16 protein-coding genes and 1 pseudogene are annotated in these 18020 nt (G+C 69.8%); 13 read left to right on the forward strand and 4 right to left on the reverse strand.

Annotated elements, in window-relative coordinates; translation table 11 throughout:
- Positions 1-16: 16 nt before the first annotated feature.
- Positions 17-1189, reverse strand: a complete 1173-nt coding sequence (locus PARN5_RS0109380) for an aminotransferase class V-fold PLP-dependent enzyme (protein WP_017999519.1) — start codon at positions 1187-1189, stop codon at positions 17-19.
- Between the two features lie 217 nt (positions 1190-1406).
- On the opposite strand from PARN5_RS0109380, the gene PARN5_RS0109385 reads away from it, so the two are divergent.
- Positions 1407-3146: an ABC transporter ATP-binding protein gene (locus tag PARN5_RS0109385; protein ID WP_017999520.1), complete on the forward strand. Its 1740-nt coding sequence runs from the start codon at positions 1407-1409 to the stop codon at positions 3144-3146.
- A complete protein-coding gene (locus PARN5_RS0109390; RefSeq protein ID WP_017999521.1) occupies positions 3146-3862 on the forward strand; it encodes a folate-binding protein YgfZ in 717 nt (238 codons plus the stop codon). Before PARN5_RS0109385 ends, PARN5_RS0109390 begins: the two co-directional genes overlap by 1 nt.
- Here the strand turns inward: PARN5_RS0109390 and dinB are convergent.
- The gene (gene dinB, locus PARN5_RS0109395; protein WP_017999522.1) at positions 3859-4947 is read right to left on the reverse strand and encodes a DNA polymerase IV; all 1089 of its coding nucleotides are present in this window, start codon (positions 4945-4947) and stop codon (positions 3859-3861) included. The genes PARN5_RS0109390 and dinB overlap by 4 nt on opposite strands.
- Before the next feature lie 133 nt (positions 4948-5080).
- On the opposite strand from dinB, the pseudogene PARN5_RS21875 reads away from it, so the two are divergent.
- Positions 5081-5492, forward strand: a pseudogene (locus PARN5_RS21875) (Lrp/AsnC family transcriptional regulator); the annotation flags it as partial.
- A gap of 210 nt (positions 5493-5702) precedes the next feature.
- On the opposite strand, the gene PARN5_RS24545 reads toward PARN5_RS21875, so the two are convergent.
- Positions 5703-6245: a hypothetical protein gene (locus PARN5_RS24545; protein ID WP_017999523.1), complete on the reverse strand. Its 543-nt coding sequence runs from the start codon at positions 6243-6245 to the stop codon at positions 5703-5705.
- A 355-nt stretch (positions 6246-6600) separates the two neighbouring features.
- On the opposite strand from PARN5_RS24545, the gene ssuD reads away from it, so the two are divergent.
- From ssuD to PARN5_RS0109435, 6 genes are read left to right on the forward strand one after another with little or no spacing between them, the layout of a single operon-like run.
- Positions 6601-7764: an FMNH2-dependent alkanesulfonate monooxygenase gene (ssuD, locus tag PARN5_RS0109410; protein ID WP_346420636.1), complete on the forward strand. Its 1164-nt coding sequence runs from the start codon at positions 6601-6603 to the stop codon at positions 7762-7764.
- A 4-nt stretch (positions 7765-7768) separates the two neighbouring features.
- Positions 7769-9217, forward strand: a complete 1449-nt coding sequence (locus PARN5_RS21885; protein WP_017999525.1) for an FAD-dependent oxidoreductase — start codon at positions 7769-7771, stop codon at positions 9215-9217.
- 29 nt (positions 9218-9246) lie between these two features.
- Positions 9247-9831, forward strand: a complete 585-nt coding sequence (locus PARN5_RS0109420) for an NAD(P)H-dependent oxidoreductase (protein ID WP_017999526.1) — start codon at positions 9247-9249, stop codon at positions 9829-9831.
- Positions 9832-9841: 10 nt separating this feature from the next.
- Complete coding sequence (locus PARN5_RS0109425) at positions 9842-10825, forward strand: aliphatic sulfonate ABC transporter substrate-binding protein (protein WP_017999527.1); 984 nt, start codon at positions 9842-9844, stop codon at positions 10823-10825.
- 1 nt (position 10826) lies between these two features.
- Complete coding sequence (locus tag PARN5_RS0109430) at positions 10827-11645, forward strand: ABC transporter permease subunit (protein ID WP_017999528.1); 819 nt, start codon at positions 10827-10829, stop codon at positions 11643-11645.
- Positions 11632-12411, forward strand: coding sequence for an ABC transporter ATP-binding protein (locus PARN5_RS0109435; RefSeq protein WP_017999529.1), 780 nt, complete (start codon positions 11632-11634; stop codon positions 12409-12411). Before PARN5_RS0109430 ends, PARN5_RS0109435 begins: the two co-directional genes overlap by 14 nt.
- 36 nt (positions 12412-12447) lie before the next feature.
- On the opposite strand, the gene PARN5_RS0109440 is transcribed toward PARN5_RS0109435, so the two are convergent.
- Positions 12448-13374 carry a DUF533 domain-containing protein gene (locus tag PARN5_RS0109440; RefSeq protein ID WP_017999530.1) on the reverse strand — a complete coding sequence of 309 codons (927 nt, stop codon included), beginning with the start codon at positions 13372-13374 and terminating at the stop codon, positions 12448-12450.
- Between the two features lie 219 nt (positions 13375-13593).
- Here PARN5_RS0109440 and tuf point away from each other — a divergent pair, with 219 nt between their 5' ends.
- From tuf to PARN5_RS0109460, 4 genes are all read left to right on the forward strand, one after another.
- Positions 13594-14769, forward strand: coding sequence for an elongation factor Tu (gene tuf / locus PARN5_RS0109445; protein ID WP_017999553.1), 1176 nt, complete (start codon positions 13594-13596; stop codon positions 14767-14769).
- Positions 14770-16659: 1890 nt separating this feature from the next.
- Entirely contained in the window at positions 16660-16953 is a 294-nt protein-coding gene (locus tag PARN5_RS21890; RefSeq protein ID WP_036744834.1) for a ribbon-helix-helix domain-containing protein, read from the forward strand.
- A 98-nt stretch (positions 16954-17051) separates the two neighbouring features.
- Positions 17052-17447 (forward strand): VOC family protein, encoded by a 396-nt coding sequence (locus tag PARN5_RS0109455; RefSeq protein ID WP_017999533.1) that lies wholly within the window; start codon positions 17052-17054, stop codon positions 17445-17447.
- A 49-nt stretch (positions 17448-17496) separates the two neighbouring features.
- Positions 17497-18018 carry a hypothetical protein gene (locus PARN5_RS0109460; RefSeq protein ID WP_017999534.1) on the forward strand — a complete coding sequence of 174 codons (522 nt, stop codon included), beginning with the start codon at positions 17497-17499 and terminating at the stop codon, positions 18016-18018.
- Positions 18019-18020: the final 2 nt, after the last annotated feature.

Below are 18020 nucleotides of genomic sequence, written 5' to 3' on the forward strand. Positions count from 1 at the left end.
GCGCAAGCCCCCGGTTTCAGGCCAATCGGGCGAGTTCCGCGGCGGCGGCCTCGACCGCGCCCGGACCGTGCGGGATGCCAAGCGCGCCCAGCCCGGCCTCGATCACCGCCAGCACGCCCAGCAGCTGATGCGCATTGGCATGGCCTATATGGGCGATGCGCAGCGCATTCTCGGGGTCGGGGGCGCCGAGGCCGATGCCCAGCGTCACCCCGGCCTTGGCGGCGGTCCAGGCCCGCAATGCCTCGGCGCGCGGCAGCATGGCCGCGGTGACCGAGCGCGCCCGGCCGTCCGGGTCGGCAATCAGCGGGCCGATGCCGTGGCCGCCGGCGTTCCAGCGCTCGAGCGCGGTCCACGTGGCGCGGGCCAGCCCCTCGTGCCGGGCCAAGGCGGCGGGCAGGGTCTCTTCGTCCAAGAGCATCCGCATCGCCTCGTTCACGCCGAAGATGTGCTGGACCGGCGGGGTGCCGCCCCAGAACTGCCACAGCTGCTCGGCCTGCGTGCGCGGGGTCCAGTCCCAATAGGGCGTGGCTAGATCGCTGCGGCCGCGCGCGGCCAGCCGGTCGGAGAACCAGACGAAGGCCAGGCCCGGCGGCAGCATCAGCCCCTTCTGGCTGGCCGAGACCAGCAGGTCGATGCCCCATTCGTCCATCCGCATCGGCTCGCAGCCCAGCGAGGCGATGGCGTCGACGGCGAAGAAGGCCGGGTGGCCGCCCATGGCGGCGCGCAGCGCGGGGATGTCGGCGCGGGCGGAGCTGGCGGTATCGACCTGGCAGACCAGCACGGCCTTGATGTCATGCGCGCGGTCCTGCGCCAGCCGGTCGGCCAGGCGCTGCGGGTCGGGCGGGGTCAGGCCGAAGTCCAGCGTCTCGACCGCGATGCCGACGGCGGCGGCATTCTCGGCCCAGGCGCGGCCGAAATGGCCCGAGGTCAGCACCAGCGCCCGGTCGCCGCGGTGAAACAGGTTGACGTTCGCCGCCTCCCAGCCGGCATGGCCATTGCCGATATAAGGCGCGAGATGCGCTTCGGTGCCCGCCAGCCGCTTCAGCGCGGCGACCATGGCGCGGTTCTCGGCCGCCAGATCCTCGCCATAGATGTCGGGCGAAGGGCGGTGCATGGCGCGCAGCACCCGGTCCGGCACCGGCGAGGGGCCGGGAATGGCAAGGACGGCGCGGCCCTGGGCAAAGCTCATGCGGGAAGCCTTTCTGATGATGCGCCATCGGTAGGGCGGGCCTTGCGCAAGGTCAACGGCGCGGCGGCGGACCGGCCGGCCGGGCGCGGGTTGCGCGGTGGGCGGGGTATTTGGGAAACGGTGAAACGCGCAAGGCAGCGCCCGGGCGGACCGGCGGCGGCTTGCCCCGGCGCGGCTTGCGCCTTATCCCTTGGCGCGACCGAGGACCGGGGACGCGATGGCGGACAAGTTTCAGAAAACGGCCAACCTGTTCGCCCGCATGTGGCGCGACTACCTGAGCCGCTATTGGCTGCGCATCCTGCTGGCGCTGTTCTTCCTGATCCTTGAGGGCTCGACCCTGGGGCTGCTCAGCTGGATGCTGAAGCCGCTGTTCGACCGCGTCTTCGTCGGCGGCGATACGGATGCGATCTGGTGGGTCGGCGGCTCGATCTTCGCGCTGTTCCTGGTGCGGGCCGCGACCTTCGTCATCAACCGCAGCCTGATGACCTCGGTCTCGCTGTCGGTCTCGACCCGGATGCAGACCGACCTGCTGTCGCATATCATGACGCTGGACGGTGGGTTCTTCCAGAAGAACCCGCCCGGCGCGCTGATCGAGCGGGTGCAGGGCGACACCCAGGCGGTGCAAGGCGTCTGGACCACGTTCATTTCCGGCGCCGGGCGGGACGCGGTGTCGCTGGTGTCGCTGTTCGGCGTGGCGGTGGCGGTGGACCCGTGGTGGACGGCGACGGCGCTGGTCGGCGCGCCGCTGCTGATCGTGCCCACGGTGCTGGTGCAGCGCTATATCCGCCGCAAGGTGCGGCAGAACCGCGTCAACGCCAGCCAGCGCGCCACCCGGCTGGACGAGGTGCTGCACGGCATCAACGCCGTCAAGCTGAACCGGATGGAGGCCTATCAGACCGGCCGCTTCGACCAGATCGTCAGCCGCATCCGCCGGGCCGAGATCAAGATGTCGGGCATCGGCGCCACCGTGCCGGCGCTGGTCGATGTGGTGACCGGCATCGGCTTCGTCGGCGTGCTGGCGCTTGGCGGGGCCGAGGTCACGCGGGGCGAACGCACGGTCGGCGACTTCATGTCCTTCTTCACCGCGCTGGCGCTGGCCTTCCAGCCGCTGCGCCGGCTCAGCGGGCTGACCGGGACCTGGCAGGCCGCCGCCGCCTCGCTGGAGCGGATCTATGAGGTGCTGGACATGCGGCCCTCGATCATTTCGGGACCGCGGCGCGCGCCGCCGCCGGACACCACGATCCGGCTTCGGGACGTGCACATGGCCTATGACGGCCATCCGGTGCTGAACGGGCTGAGCTTCACCGCCGAGGCCGGCCGCACCACGGCGCTGGTCGGGCCGTCGGGGGCCGGCAAGTCCACGGTCTTCAACCTGCTGACGCGGATGGTCGACCCGGCCTCGGGCGAGATCACGCTGGGCGGCGTGCCGCTGCGCGAGTTCGACCTGGGCGTGCTGCGCGACCAGTTTTCCACCGTCGCGCAGGAGGCGGCGCTGTTCGACGAGACGCTGCGCGAGAATATCCTGCTGGGCCATGCCCGCGATGACGAGGCGCTGCGCCGCGCCATCGTCGCCGCCCATGTCGCGGATTTCACCGATGCCTTGCCGATGGGCCTCGACACGCCGGCCGGGCCGCGGGGCTCGGCCCTGTCGGGCGGCCAGCGCCAGCGCGTCGCCATTGCCCGCGCCGTGCTGCGCGATGCGCCGATCCTGCTCTTGGACGAGGCGACCAGCGCCTTGGACGCGCAAAGCGAGCGGCTGGTGCAGCAGGCGCTGGACGAGCTGTCGGCCGGGCGCACCACGCTGGTCATCGCGCACCGGCTTTCGACCGTGCGCCAGGCCGACAAGATCGTGGTCGTGGATCACGGCCGGGTTGTGGAACAGGGCAGCCATGACCAGCTTATGGCCCAGGGCGGTGCCTATGCCGCGCTGGTCAAACTGCAATTCGGAGACAAGTGATGCGGCGGATTCTGGCGGTCTCGGGCCCGGATCGGGTGGATTTCCTGCAAGGGCTGGTGACGAACAAGGTCGGCGCTGCGCCCGCCTGGGCGGCGCTGCTGACGCCGCAGGGCAAGTATCTGGCGGATTTCCTGGTGGTGCCGCAGGGCGAACGGCTGCTGATCGACGTGGACGAGCGGTTGGCGGGTGACCTGCTGAAGCGGCTGGCGATGTATCGGCTGCGCTCGCAGGTGATGATCGAGCCGACCGATCTGGCCGTGGCGCGCGGCACCGGCGCGCCGCCCGAGGGCGCCATGGCCGACCCGCGCCACGAGGCGCTGGGCTGGCGGCTTTATGGCGCCGAGGGTGACGACGGCAGCGACTGGGACGCCATCCGGGTCGCGCATTGCATCCCCGAAAGCCTGATCGAGCTGATCCCGAACGAGACCTTCATCCTGGAAGCCGGGTTCGAGCGGCTGCATGGCGTCGATTTCCGCAAGGGCTGCTATGTCGGGCAGGAGGTCACGGCGCGGATGAAGCACAAGACCGAGCTGCGCAAGGGCCTCGTGACCGTCGGCATCGCGGGCGCGGCCCCGGTCGGCACGCCGATCCTGATGCCGGACGGGCGCGAGGCCGGCACGCTGTTCACCCAGTCCGGCGGCCGGGCCATCGCCCATATGCGCTTCGACCGCATGAGTGAGGGGCTGGTCGCGGGCGCGGCGCGCATCACGCCCTAGAACAGCCGCAGCTGCTCGGGTTCCTCGGGTTCGGCATGGTCGAAGCCCGAAAGCGTGATGCCCAGCAGGCGCACGCCGCGCCGGTCGGGCAGGACCAGCGTCGCCAATTCGCAGGCGATGGAGAGCATCTCGGCCTCGCCGCCGACCGGGCGGGGCAGGGTGCGGGCGCGGGTGTTGATCTGGAAATCCGCGAACTTGACCTTCAGCGTCACGGTGCGGCCGTGCAGTTCGTGGCGCGCGACATGGCGCCAGACCTTCTCGGCCAGCGGTGCCAGCGCCTCGGCGGCCTCCTCCAGTGTCATCAGGTCGGTAAAGAAGGTGTTCTCGGCGCCCACCGACTTGCGGATGCGGTCGGGCCGGACCTGCCGGTGGTCGATGCCGCGCGCGATGTTCCAGTAATACTGCCCCGACTTGCCGAAGCGCCGGGTCAGGAATTCCAGCTCCTGCGCGCGCAGGTCGGCGCCGGTGCGGATGCCCAGCGCCTCCATCTTGGCCGCGGTGGCCGGGCCCACGCCGTGGAACTTGCCGACCGGCAGGGTCAGCACGAACTCCGGGCCGCGCCGCGGGGTGATGACGCACAGCCCGTCCGGCTTGTTCTGGTCCGAGGCGAGTTTCGCCAGGAACTTGTTGTAGCTGACCCCGGCGCTGGCGGTCAGGCCGGTCGCCGCGCGGATGCGGGCGCGGATCTCGCGCGCGATCTGGGTCGCGGTCTGGCCGGGCCGCAGCTGCGCGGTCACGTCCAGATAGGCCTCGTCCAGCGACAGCGGCTCGACCAGCGGGGTGTAGTCCAGCATGATGGCGCGGATCTGGGCGCTGACGGCGCGATAGACCTCGAAGCGCGGCTTGACGAAGACCAGCGCCGGGCAAAGCCGCGCCGCGGTGACCGAGGGCATGGCCGAGCGCACGCCGAAGACCCGCGCCTCATAGCTGGCCGCCGCCACCACGCCGCGCAGGGACGAGCCGCCCACCGCCACCGGCCGGCCGCGGAGCGCCGGGTCGTCGCGCTGCTCGACCGAGGCATAAAAGGCGTCCATGTCGACATGGATCACCTTGCGATCTGCCGGGATTGCCGAAATCTCATCCATCGTGCCGCGGCAAGGGCTCCTATGGCAGGCGGTTCGGAACAAAGCGTAAACGATTCCGGCGCCGGCGCCAACTTTCCATATGAGGAATAACGGATCGACAAACCCCGAGTCTTGCCGGAAACCGAGCGAAACCATGCTGGATCTGGACCTGATAGACCGCAAGATCGTGGCGGAGCTGATGCAGGACGCCACCCTGCCCATTGCCCAGATCGCCGAAAGGTCGGTCTGTCGCAGACGCCGTGCTGGAAGCGCATCCAGAAGCTCGAGGCGCGGGGCGTGTTGACACGCCGGGTCGCGCTGGCCGATCCCGGCAAGCTGGGCCTGGGCATCACGGTCTTTGTCGAGAGATCGAGGCGCCGGACCATTCCCCGGAATGGCGCGCGGCCTTCACCCGGGTCGTCACCACCCTGCCCGAGATCATGGAGACCTGGCGCATGGCCGGGCGCATGGACTACATGCTGCGGGTCGCGGTGGCGGACATGCCGGACTTCGACCGCTTCTACAAGCGGCTGACGGATGCGGTGCCGATCAAGAACGTCACCTCGTTCATCTTTACCAATCGGGACGAAGGGCGGGCCGGGCTGCAGTCCGGGCTCGGACAGGGACGGGTTCGGAGGCAGCGGCAGCACCTTGCGCCCCGGGGCGCCGTCGAAACATCGGTCCCAATCCTCGACGGCCAGGGCGACGACCGCGCCCTGCGCCGCCAGTTCGTCCAGGAAGGCCCGGCCGGTGGCAAGGCTCAGGACGCGGCGCGTCTAGGGCCAGGCCAGCGGCAGCGCCAGCCGCCGCGCCGCGCCGGGCAAGCCGTCGCCCAGGTGCAGCCCGCGCCGGCGGTCCAGCACCGCCAGCCGCCATACGAGCGGCGCCAGCGCGATGTCGAGGTTCGAGCCGCCGCCTTCAGGCAGCGCCTGCAATTCGGCCTCGATCCCCAGCAGGCGCTGGCGCAGCGGGAAGACCGCGAGGTCGAGATCGCGCAGGTTGCGGGCCGCCAGCACCGCCGCCAGCGCCTGCTGCGCCGCATCCGTAGCCGCGATCAGCTGGCGGTGGCGGGCACGCAGCGCCGGTTCGGCCGGGTGCAGGGGCTGGCCGGAATGCAGATCCTCGATCAGCTCCAGCATGGCGACCGGGCTTTCGATGGCCAGCACCAGCCCGGATCCCTGCCCGATCAGCAGGCGGATCTTGCCGGGGCTGCGCAGGGGCCTGAAATCCCGGCCGCGCAGGGCCAGCGCCAGCCCGGCGCGTTGCGCGGCCGGGCACAGGGGCGAGCCGCTGATTCGGAAACGGGCATGGCGTGACATCGGCTGACCCTCCGGGACTGGTCGGCTCCGGCGACGATGATCCTCGCCTATACAAGACAAACCAAGACGTGGTTTTGCGCGGCTCCGGTGGCATGATAGCGGCGCGGCGGAACAGAAACCCGCCGCGCCGCCGTCCTTGCGGGCCATCGGCCCGCTGCTGCCGCGCCGGGCGGGAAATGGTTTCGGATCGGGCAGCGCGGCGCGGAAACCCGCCCTAATCTCGGCGGGAGCATTTAATCACTATATACCCAATCGTGTTTATGTGTATTCTGATTCTCGTAAACAGGCCGCCGCCCCGTCGGCGCGGCCCCATTTGCGAAAGGACCGGCACATGAGCATCGAAACGCCCGACACGATCCGGGTTCTGTGGTTTCTGCCCACCCATGGCGACAGCCGCTATCTGGGCACGGCCGAGGGCGGCCGCGCGGTGAACCTGCCCTATCTGCGCCAGATCGCGCAGGCCGCTGATGCGCTTGGCTATTACGGCGTGCTGCTGCCCACCGGCCGCAGCTGCGAGGACAGCTGGGTCACCGCCGCCGCGCTGGCCTCGCAGACCGAAAAGCTTCGCTTCCTGGTCGCGGTGCGGCCGGGGCTGCAGTCGCCGACGCTGGCGGCGCGGATGACGGCGACGCTGGACCGGCTGTCGAACGGCCGGCTGCTGATCAATGTCGTGACCGGCGGCGACCCGGCCGAGAATGCCGGCGACGGCATCCACCTGAGCCATGCCGAACGCTATGAGGTGACCGAGGAATTCCTGACCGTCTACAAGGCCCTGCTGGCCGGCGAGACGGTGAACCACCAAGGAAAACACCTGCAGATCGAGGATGGCAAGCTGCTGTTCCACCCGCTGCAGGAAAACGGCCCGCCGCTGTTCTTCGGCGGCTCGTCGGATGCCGCCAATGCGGTCGCCGCGCGGCAGATCGACAAATACCTGACCTGGGGCGAGCCTCCGGCGCAGGTCCGTGCCAAGATCGAAAGCGTGCGCCGCCTGGCCGAGGCCGAGGGCCGCGAGGTCAGCTTCGGCATCCGCCTGCATGTCATCGTGCGCGACACCAATGCCGAGGCCTGGCAGGCCGCCGAGCAGCTGATCAGCAGGCTGGACGACGCCACCATCGCCACCGCCCAGGCGAATTTCGCCCGCATGGATTCGGTCGGCCAGGCGCGCATGGCGGCGCTGCACGGCGGGCGGCGCGACAAGCTGGAAATCAGCCCGAACCTCTGGGCCGGGGTCGGTCTGGTGCGCGGCGGGGCCGGCACGGCGCTGGTCGGCGATGCCGAGACCGTGGCCGAGCGCATCGACGAATACCGCCGCATCGGCATCGATACCTTCATCCTGTCGGGCTATCCGCACCTGGAAGAGGCCTACAGCTTCGGCGAGCGGGTGCTGCCGCTCCTGCCCCTGGACCATCCGCTGCCGCAGCAGCCGGTCTCGGCGCATCTGGGGCCCTTCGGCGAGACGGTGGGCAACGACCACCGCCCGGCGGCGCAGCGGCCGCAGCTGGCCCTTGCCGGAGGCTGAGGCGATGAACGCGCCCCATTCCCCGGCCCTGCGCGTGGTCATCGTCGGCGGCGGCTTCACCGGCGCGGCGCTGGCCTGGCAACTGGCGCGGATGCGCCTGCCGCTGCGCCTGACCGTGGTCGAGCCGCGCGCCGAGCTGGGGCGAGGGCTGGCCTATTCCGCCACCGACCCGGCGCATCGCATCAACGTGCCGGCGCATCGCATGTCGCTCGACCCCGAGAACCGGACGGATTTCGCCGAATGGCTGGCCGAGAATCCCGACGTGCTGGATGCGCGGGCACGGGCGGGGAATGGCGACATCTTCCCGCAGCGCGCGCTTTTCGGCCGCTACGTGGCCGAGCGGCTGGCGCCGCATCTGCGCTCGGGCGCGCTGCGCCATGTCCGGGCCCGGGTCAGCGACATCCAGCGCGACGGCGAGGATTCGCTGCTGCTGATGCTGTCGGACGACAGCCGCATCCACGCCGACCTGCTGGTGCTGGCCACCGGCCATCCGGCGCCGGCCCTGCCGCGCGTGCTGTCGGCCATCGCCGATGCGCCGGGGCTGATCGCCGATCCGAACGATGCCGCGCGGCTGGCGCAAGTCCCGGCCGAGGCGCGGGTGCTGATCCTGGGCGCCGCGCTTAGCGCCGCCGATGTGGTGACGACGCTGGAACGCCAGGGCCATCGCGGCCCGATCACCTGCCTGTCGCGGCATGGGCTGCGCTCGCGCGGGCACGGGCCGGTCGGCCAGGACAGCGATGCCGATTTCACCGACCCGCCGATCCGCAGCGCCTCCGAGCTGCTGCGCCGGGTGCGCCACGCCATCGTCGACGACCAGGCGCGCGGGCAGGGCTGGCATGCGACCTTCTATCGCCTGCGCGAGCAGGGGCCGGCGATCTGGCAGGCCTTGGGCGACGACGGCCGCCGCCGGCTGCTGCGCCACCTGCGGGCCTGGTGGGACGTGCACCGCTATCGCCTGCCGCCGCAGACCGAGGCGGTGGTCGAGCGCCTGACGGCCTCGGGCCGGCTGCGCTACCTGGCCGGACATCTTCTGGCCGCCGAAGAGGCCGCCGCGGGCGAGCTGCGCATCGACTGGCGTCCGCGCGGCGGCGCCTCGGCGCTGAGCCAGAGCTTCGACCGCGTCATCGTCACCACCGGCCCGGCGCAGGACCGATGTATCGGCGCCAACCCGGCGCTTGGCGCACTCGAGCGGCTGGGGCTGATCGCGCCCTGCCCGCTGGGGCTGGGCCTGGCCGTGACCGATGCCTGCGTGGCGCTGTCGGCCCAGGGCCGCCCCGCCGAGCAGGTTCTGGTCGCAGGTCCGCTGGCGCGCGGCCATGTCGGCGAACTGGTCGGCGCCCCGGAATGCGCCGCCCACGCCCGCGCGGTTGCCCGCCGCATCGCCCGGCACGCGCTGCTGACCCCCATCCTGCGCAGCCCCGGCCAACCGGCCCCGGCTGCCCATCCATCCTGATCCCAGGGACCAACCGACAGGAGATCCTCATGTCCACCCTGACCATCGCCGGCTTTGCCGGCAGCTTTTCCGCGCCCTCGCGCAGCCGCGCCCTGGTGCAGGCCGCCGTCGACCTGACGGCCGACCGCTTCGGTGCCATCGGCCATGTCTTCGACCTGGCCGACCTGGGCCCGTCGCTGGGCCATGCCCGCCGGCTGGCTGATCTGGAGCCCGAGGCGTTGGCCCATGTGACCGAGCTGATCCGCGCCGATGCGCTGGTCATCGCGAGCCCGGTCCACAAGGGCAGCTATGCGGGGCTGTTCAAGCATGTCTTCGACCTGCTCGACCCCGACATGCTGGCCGGCAAGCCGGTCCTGCTGGCCGCGACCGGCGGCGGCGACCGCCACGCGCTGGTGATCGAGCACCAGCTGCGCCCGCTTTTCGGTTTCTTCGAGGCGCAGCCGCTGGCCACCGGCGTCTATGTCGCGGATCGCGAATTCGTCGGCGGCAAGCTGGCCGACGATGCCGCCCATGCGCGGCTCAGCCGGGCGGTGAACCAGTTCGCGCCTTTCCTCGCCCCCTATTCCCTGCCCCAGCCGGCGGCCGACGCCGCGCCCCTTCTGCAAGCATTCTGAGAGGATCACCATGACCATCACCATCTCGCGCCGCGGCGCAATCGGACTGGGCCTGGCCGCGGCGCTGGCGCCCCTGGCCGCCCCGGGCGTGCTGCGCGCCGCCCCGGCCAGGACCCTGCGCGTCGGCTGGCAGAAGGGCGGGCTCCTGGGTCTCGTCAAGGGCTCGGGCGCCTTCGAGCAGGCGCTGGCCGACCAGGGCATCAGCGTCAGCTGGTCCGAGTTCACCTCGGGCCCGCCGCTGCTCGAGGCCTTGTCGGCCAATGCGCTGGACTTCGGCTATACCGGCAACGTGCCGCCGATCTTTGCCCATGCCGCGCGTGGCAACCTGGTCTTCGTCGGCGCGGGCCAGGGCTCGCGCGAGGGGCATGCCATCCTGGTGCCCGGGGATTCGCCGATCCGGAAGGTCGAGGATCTGAAAGGCCAGACCGTGGCCTTCAAACGCGGCAGCTCGGCGCATTACGCCACCATCAAGCTGCTGCGCGCCGCCGGCTTGACGCTGGACGACATCGAGCCGCAGGACCTGGCGCCGCCCGATGCCATCGCCGCCTTCGACGCCGGCGCCATCGGGGCCTGGACGATCTGGGATCCCTATTTCGCCTCGGCCGAGGCGCGGCCCAACACCCGCGTGCTGATCACGACCGAGGGGCTGGAGCCGGACTACAACTTCTATTCCGCCAATGCCGATTACGCCCGCGAGAACCCCGAGCTGATCGGCCGGCTGGTCAAGACCGTGCAGGCGGTGGGCCAGAAGGGCCAGGCCGACCTGCCGGCGACCATCACCACCTTCTCGAAGGAAACCGGCCTGCCGGCCCCGGTCATCGAGCGCTTCCTGACCCGCAAGGGCAGCGACCTCGGGCTGGTCGGATTCGTCGAGTCCAAGCATGTCGCCTATGAACAGGCCCTGGCCGACGAGTTTTTGAAGCTGGGCATCATCCCGCGGAAGCTGGACATCGCCTCGGTGGTCTGGACGCCGGCCGCGGGACAGGGGGCGTGACATGAGCCTGGCCGAAACCCTGAACGTGCAGCGCCTGGCCAGCTGGCGGCCGGGCCTGCTCTCCTCGGCGGCGCTGCTGCCCTATGCGGTGCCGGCGGCGATCCTTGCGCTGTGGGAGGTTGCCGGCGCCACCGGGCTGGTCGCGGATACGGTGCTGCCGCGCCCCTCGACCATCCTGGCCACGGGCGCGCGCATGACCGCCTCGGGCGAGCTTTTCACCCATCTCGGCGTCTCGGCGGCGCGGGCGCTGGCGGGGCTGGTCATCGGCGGCGGCATCGGCTTTGCGCTGGGGGTCGCGAACGGCGTCTCGCGCCTGTCCGAGACGCTGACCGACACCACGCTGCAGATGATCCGCAACATTCCGCACCTGGCGCTGATCCCGCTGGTGATCCTGTGGTTCGGCATCGGCGAAGGGGCCAAGCTGTTCCTGGTGGCGCTCGGCGTGTTCTTCCCGATCTACCTGAACACGCTGCACGGCATCCGCAACGTCGATCCGCAGTTGATCGAGATGGGCCGGGCCTATGGCATGAACGGTCGCACCCTGTTCCGCCGCGTGGTGCTGCCCGGCGCGCTGCCCTCGATCTTCGTCGGGCTGCGCTATGGCCTCGGCATCATGTGGCTGACACTGATCGTGGCGGAAACGCTCTCGGCCTCGTCGGGCCTGGGCTACATGGCGATGCAGGCGCGCGAATTCATGGTGCTGGACGTCGTCGTGCTGTCGATCCTGCTTTACGCGGCACTCGGCAAGCTGGCCGACACGCTGACCCGCGCGCTGGAGCGCCGCGCCCTGAAATGGAGCCCCGCCTATGCAAGCCGCTAGCATCCTGCCCCGCGACATCCCGATCCCGCCCATGCTGCGCGACCGGACGGCCGGTGCCGAGGTGCAGCTGCGTGGCCTGGGCCGCAGCTTCGGCGGCCAGCGCGTGCTGGCGAACCTGGACCTGACGGTGCGGCCGGGCGAGTTCCTGTCCATCGTCGGCAAAAGCGGCTGCGGCAAGTCCACGCTGCTGCGGCTGGTCGCCGGGCTGGACCAGCCCAGCTCGGGCAGCGTCGCCGTGGACGGGCTGCCGGCCGAGACTGGCGGCGAGCGGGCGCGGATCATGTTCCAGGAGCCGCGCCTGCTGCCCTGGGCCTCGGTGGCCGAGAACGTCGCCCTGGGGCTGCGGCGCGGGCGCGACGACCGCGCCGTGGCCGAGGCGCTGGATTCGGTGCAGCTGGCCGACAAGGCCGGGTTCTGGCCGGCGCAGCTGTCGGGCGGGCAGCGTCAGCGCGTGGCGCTGGCGCGGGCGCTGGTCAGCCATCCGGGCCTTCTGCTGCTTGACGAGCCGCTGGGCGCGCTCGATGCGCTGACCCGGCTGACCATGCAGAACCTGATCCGCGACATGCACGACCGCGCGGGCTTCACCGCGATCCTGGTGACGCATGACGTGGCCGAGGCGGTGGCGCTGTCCGACCGGGTGATCGTGCTGGGGCAGGGCGGCATTCTCAGCGAGACCCGCATCCTGCGCGTCGGTCCCGCCAGGCGCGGCAGCGCCGAACTGGCCGCCGTCGAGGCCGAGATCCTGGAGGCGATCTTTGCCGCATGATTGCGGGCCGCGCTGCAAGGCGCGGCCCGTTCCTGCTCAGGCGTAGAGGTTGATGACACCGACCTTTTCGTGGATGCCGTTCACGGTCTGCTTGTCGAGCCCCAGGCCCTCGGCCAGCTGGTGCAGGTATTCGGCCTCCTTGCGGTTGTCGAATTCGATCGCCATCAGCGACATCAGATAGACCTGCGGCCCGGCGCCCTCGGGCACCTCGCGCGCCAGCGCGGCGGCATCGACCGGCGCGGCCATCTGCTCGCGGATGAAGGCGCGCTCTTCCTCGTCCAACTCGCCGAACTCGGCCATCAGCTTGGCCTTCTCGGCCTCGTCGATCTCGCCATCCGATTTCGCGGCCTGGATCATCGCCTTCAGCATCAGCCCGGCCAAGGCGTTCTGTTCCGGCGTCGGCGCGGTCGCGGGCTCGTCCCCGGTCGCCAGCGCCTCGTTGAAGAGATCGCCGAAGCTGGAATCGTTCTGGGGCTGCGAATCCTTCTGCGCCAGCCCGCTGCTGGCGGGCGTGCCCGCCTGCGCGGCGCCGCGCTGACCCAAGAGGTCGCCCAGGATGCCGCCAAGGCCACCGGCCGCCGCACCGCCCAGGACGCCGCCCAGGCCCCCGCCCGAGCTGCTGCCCGCGGCGCCGCGCCCGCCGGTCAGCTGGTCGAGAATGCCGCCGAGGCCGCCCGAGGTGCCGGCCTGCCGCGGCGAATTCGGCCCGTCATAGACGCTGCCCGAGCCGGCGCCGCCGCGCCCGCCCAGCACCTGGCCCAGCATGCCGCCCAGGCCCCCCGAGCCCGCCCCGCGGCTGCCGCCCTGTCCGGTATTGCTGCCCAGCAGGTCGTCGAGCAACCCGCCCGAGCCTTGCCTGCCGCCTTGCTGCGACCGGTTCTGGGCGTTCTTCATCATGGTGCCGATGCCCTTGGCCAGCATGACGCCGGCCGCGACGCGGGCGAGGGATTTCATCAGGCTCATCGTTATCCTCCGGGAGCGTGGTTGGGGCCCCGGGACCGGGCACCCTTCTGTCCGCAACTGCAACGCGGCCACCCGGTTTCGGTTCCGCCAGGCCACGCCGCAAGATGGGCGCCCCGAAAGGCCCGGCTGCCCTTGATTTTTCCCCGGCACGATTATAAGTCGCGGCGGATGTTTCACGACGGGGCTGTCGCGCGGGTGGCCCCCCGATAGGAGGCCATGATGGCAAAGGCAAAGTTTGAACGGACGAAACCGCACGTCAACATCGGGACGATCGGCCACGTTGACCACGGCAAGACGACGCTGACGGCTGCGATCACGAAATACTTCGGCGAATTCAAGGCCTACGACCAGATCGACGGTGCGCCGGAAGAGCGTGCCCGCGGCATCACGATCTCGACCGCGCATGTGGAATACGAATCGGACGCGCGCCACTATGCGCATGTGGACTGCCCCGGCCACGCCGACTACGTGAAGAACATGATCACCGGCGCGGCGCAGATGGACGGCGCCATCCTGGTGGTGAACGCCGCCGACGGCCCGATGCCGCAGACGCGCGAGCACATCCTGCTGGGCCGCCAGGTCGGCATCCCCTACATGGTCGTGTACCTGAACAAGGTCGACCAGGTCGACGACCCGGAACTGCTGGAACTGGTCGAGATGGAAGTGCGCGAGCTGCTGTCGTCCTACGACTACCCCGGCGACGACATTCCGATCATCAAGGGCTCGGCGCTGGCGGCGCTGGAAGGCCGTGACCCGGAGATCGGCGAGAACTCGATCCGCGAGCTGATCGCGGCGGTGGACAGCTACATCCCGACGCCCGAGCGCGCCGTGGACCAGCCGTTCCTGATGCCGATCGAGGACGTGTTCTCGATCTCGGGCCGCGGCACCGTGGTGACCGGCCGCGTCGAGCGCGGTGCGGTGAACGTGGGCGACGAACTGGAGATCGTCGGCATCCGCGACACCAAGAAGACCACCTGCACCGGCGTCGAGATGTTCCGCAAGCTGCTGGACCGCGGGGAAGCCGGCGACAACATCGGCGCGCTTCTGCGCGGTGTCGACCGTGACGGCGTCGAGCGCGGCCAGGTGCTGTGCAAGCCCGGCTCGGTGAAGCCGCACACGACCTTCGAGGCCGAGGCCTATATCCTGACCAAGGAAGAGGGCGGCCGCCACACGCCGTTCTTCGCGAACTACCGGCCGCAGTTCTACTTCCGGACCACGGACGTGACCGGGACGGTGAAGCTGCCGGAGGGCACCGAGATGGTGATGCCGGGCGACAACCTGAAGTTCGAGGTCGAGCTGATCGCGCCGATCGCGATGGAAGAGAAGCTGCGCTTCGCCATCCGCGAAGGCGGCCGCACGGTCGGCGCCGGCGTGGTGTCGAAGATCATCAAGTGATGCTGCGGGGCGGGGCCCCGGTCCCGCCCGGTCGAGACATCGCCCGGTGATCCCGGTCCGAGCGATCGGCGGGATATCGCGGCGAGACGGGCCTGCCCTGGAGACGGGGCGGGCCTTTTGCTTTTGGCGCCGCCGCTGCCGGGGCGCTGCCCCGGACCCCGGGATATTTCAGCAAGAAAGAAGAAGGGGGCGGGGGGCGCCGGACAGCGCAGCCGGCGCCCCCTGCGGCTCTGCCGGCCCCTTCTCGGCTGCAAAGGGTTCCCCGGGGCTTTCTCCGGGCGCCGCGAAGCCCGGGAGCGGAACATGAAGGCCCGAGATGGGGAGCCGAAGGAAAGCGCTTGGCTGGTGCCACGGCAGGAACAGAGAAGATGAGGCGGCGGTTGCCGCGTGGCGCGGCCGGTGGCGGGTCTGGTAAGAGGCGCGCGTCCGTCAAGTCGGGAGAGAGGCGCGGAGGAATTGCAAATTTCGACGGCGCGACCGGAGGCCAGGCGGCGGTAGCCGGGGTTCTCCGCCGGTTTTCCTGCGAATTTCCAGAACATCCCGGCGCGACGCAATGGCGGCTGGACCACAATGGCCGGCGTCTGTGGCGCGGGTCGGTGCCAGATGGCGGCCATGAGCGGCAGGAAGAGAAGAACGGCGAAGCACCTCAGCTCCCATGATCGCTGGCTGATCTGACTGGGTCGGCGGCCTCTCCCGCGGCGTTCTCCGTTCGAGGGTTGCACCAGATTGGCTAGTGCCGAGCCTCGAGAATGGGGGAGAGACCCCATGGAGAGGAGCAGGTTCATCAGGCTGGGCGTTCATCAGGCGTCGATCTCTGTCATCCTTGCGCGTGGCGAGCGCGGCGGTGAGGTTTGGCACCGGGGCTCCGTGTCCAGTGGTTGCGGCGGTTCAGGCGATGCGCGGCGTCGGGTTCATCGTCGCGGTGACGGTCGTGGCGGAGGTCGGGGACTTTCACCGCTCCGACAGTCCGCGCCAGCCTGTTGGCCGGTCTTGGGCTGACAACGGTGGGGCCTTCCAGCAGGGCCAGTATGCGCCGGGGCGGCGGGCGCGGTCTCGCCTGACGCGCGCCTGTCGAGGGCGCCTGGAGTTGTCGGATGCCGGCACGGGTCAGCGTGAGGCTTCCGGCCCGGCTCGAGGCGCTGCCTTGGGTGGTGCGACATCGCCTGGGGCAGTTCAGGATGTGCCAGCGATACCGCCGTCCGGTTGTAGCAGGAAAGCCGAAGGTCGTTGTCGTGACGGCGATTGCGCGCGATGTCGGGTTTTGCCTGGGCGATCGCCAGAGCGGTGATAATGCCGCCTCTGTTGCCGCTCGTCGAGGCCGTCTGAAAAGAGCGCCTCGACCTTTTCGATGTGTAGGGTTGGAGACGAAACGCGGCGGGGGAACCTCGTGCGCTGTCAGGGGCCGACACTGTCGATGCCCGATCCTTGGACCGGGGCAGCTGCAGGACGAAACCACGGTCATGCGGTAATCGACCCACGCATGAGAGCTTGCTCGACCGTCGTCCCGGTTCCGCCTCCTGCCACGCGCATCTCACGGCGCAGCCGGCCAAGCCGGAATATCTTTCGTGAAACAAGGGGTTGGCTGCGAGCGTGAGAGCAGGCTGCTGAAAAAGGATTCTGAAGGCGGCGCGGCGGAAATCGTTCTCGCAAAATCGGCCTGGAAATGAGGAATTTTCGGCCAATTCGAGGCGGATTTCCCGGTTTCTCGCCCACGTTGTCCTGTCGTACAGACCTTTTCAGCAGTCTGTCAGGCGTCGAGTACTTGGTCCCCCCGGCCTGCACCAGCCCTGTCCAATGTGGCAGGTCCGGCGACTGCCGGGGCTTGCGCCGTTGACCGGCGCCGGCTTCTGGCCCAAACTCCGCAAAAGCCACGACGATGCGATCAAGCCCATGTGCCAGATCTTTGCCGGGCAAGACCCGGAACGCTATGAATCCGTGACGCGGCGGCTGCGGCTGAACGGGCAATCGACCTCGATCCGGCTCGAGCGGGCCTTCTGGCGCATCCTCGACGACATCGCCGCGCGCGAAGGCGTCTCGACCCCGGCCTTCATCTCCAAGCTGCATGCCGAGGTGCTGGAACGCCATGGCGAGGCCCGGAACTTCACCTCGCTGCTGCGCTGCGCCTGCACCATCCACCTGGGCGAGGAGCAGACGCTGTCCCCCCATCGCATCGCCGCGGAATGATTTTCCGCCGCAATCGCATGCTGTAGTAATCCGCTACTACCCGGCCCGCTTTCGCCGCCCCTAGTCTGGTGCCAAGGCAACCACGAAGGAGGGAAGGCGTGGCGAAATACATCCATTCCATGATCCGTGTCCTGGACGAGGCGCGCTCGGTCGATTTCTATGACCGGGTCTTCGGGCTGAAGGTCGCGCAGCGGCTGGATTTTCCCGATTTCACCCTGGTCTACCTGGCGAATGGCGAAAGCGAGACCGAGCTGGAGCTGACCATCAACAAGGACCGGACCACGCCCTATGACCTGGGCGACGGCTATGGCCATATCGCCTTTTCCGTCGACGATCTGGACGCGACGCATGCCCGGCTGACGGCCGAGGGCTTTGCGCCGCGCAAGCTGGTCGATTTCGCCCCGGGCGGCGCGGTCATCGCCCGCTTCTTCTTCATCGCGGATCCGGACGGATACCAGATCGAAGTGCTTCAGCGCGGAGGCCGCTACCTCTGACGCGACCGCATCTTGGGAGGGGTGCGGATGGAACAAACGGGAGGAGAGAATGACGAAACTGAGCAAGCAAGGCCTGAGCCGCCGCCAGCTTCTGGGTCGGGCCCTGGCCGCCGGGGCGCTGTCGGTGGTGGGCGCCGGCTTCATCGCTGCGCCGGATGCGGCCTGGGCGGTCGAGGTCACCGCGATCGGCGAAACCGAGATGGCAACGCTGTTGCAGATGGCGCGCGACATCTATCCGCATGACCGGCTGGGCGACCGTTTCTATGCCGTCGCGGTCAAGTCCTATGACGCCGAGGACAAGAAGGCCATGGTGGCCGAGGGCATCGCGGCGCTGAACGAGGCGGCGAAGCAGGCGGGCTTCGCCAGCTATCTCGATGCCGGATGGGAGGCGGATCGCGTCGCCATCCTGCGCAGCATCGCGGACACGCCCTTCTTCCAGACGGTGCGCGGCGGGCTGGTGACGGGGCTCTATAACCAGAAGGAGATCTGGCCGCTCTTCGGCTATGAGGGCGAGTCCTTCTCGCACGGCGGTTACATCGACCGCGGCTTCGACGACATCGACTGGCTGTGAGG

This window comes from Paracoccus sp. N5, from assembly GCF_000371965.1.
Taxonomy (GTDB): Bacteria; Pseudomonadota; Alphaproteobacteria; order Rhodobacterales; family Rhodobacteraceae; genus Paracoccus.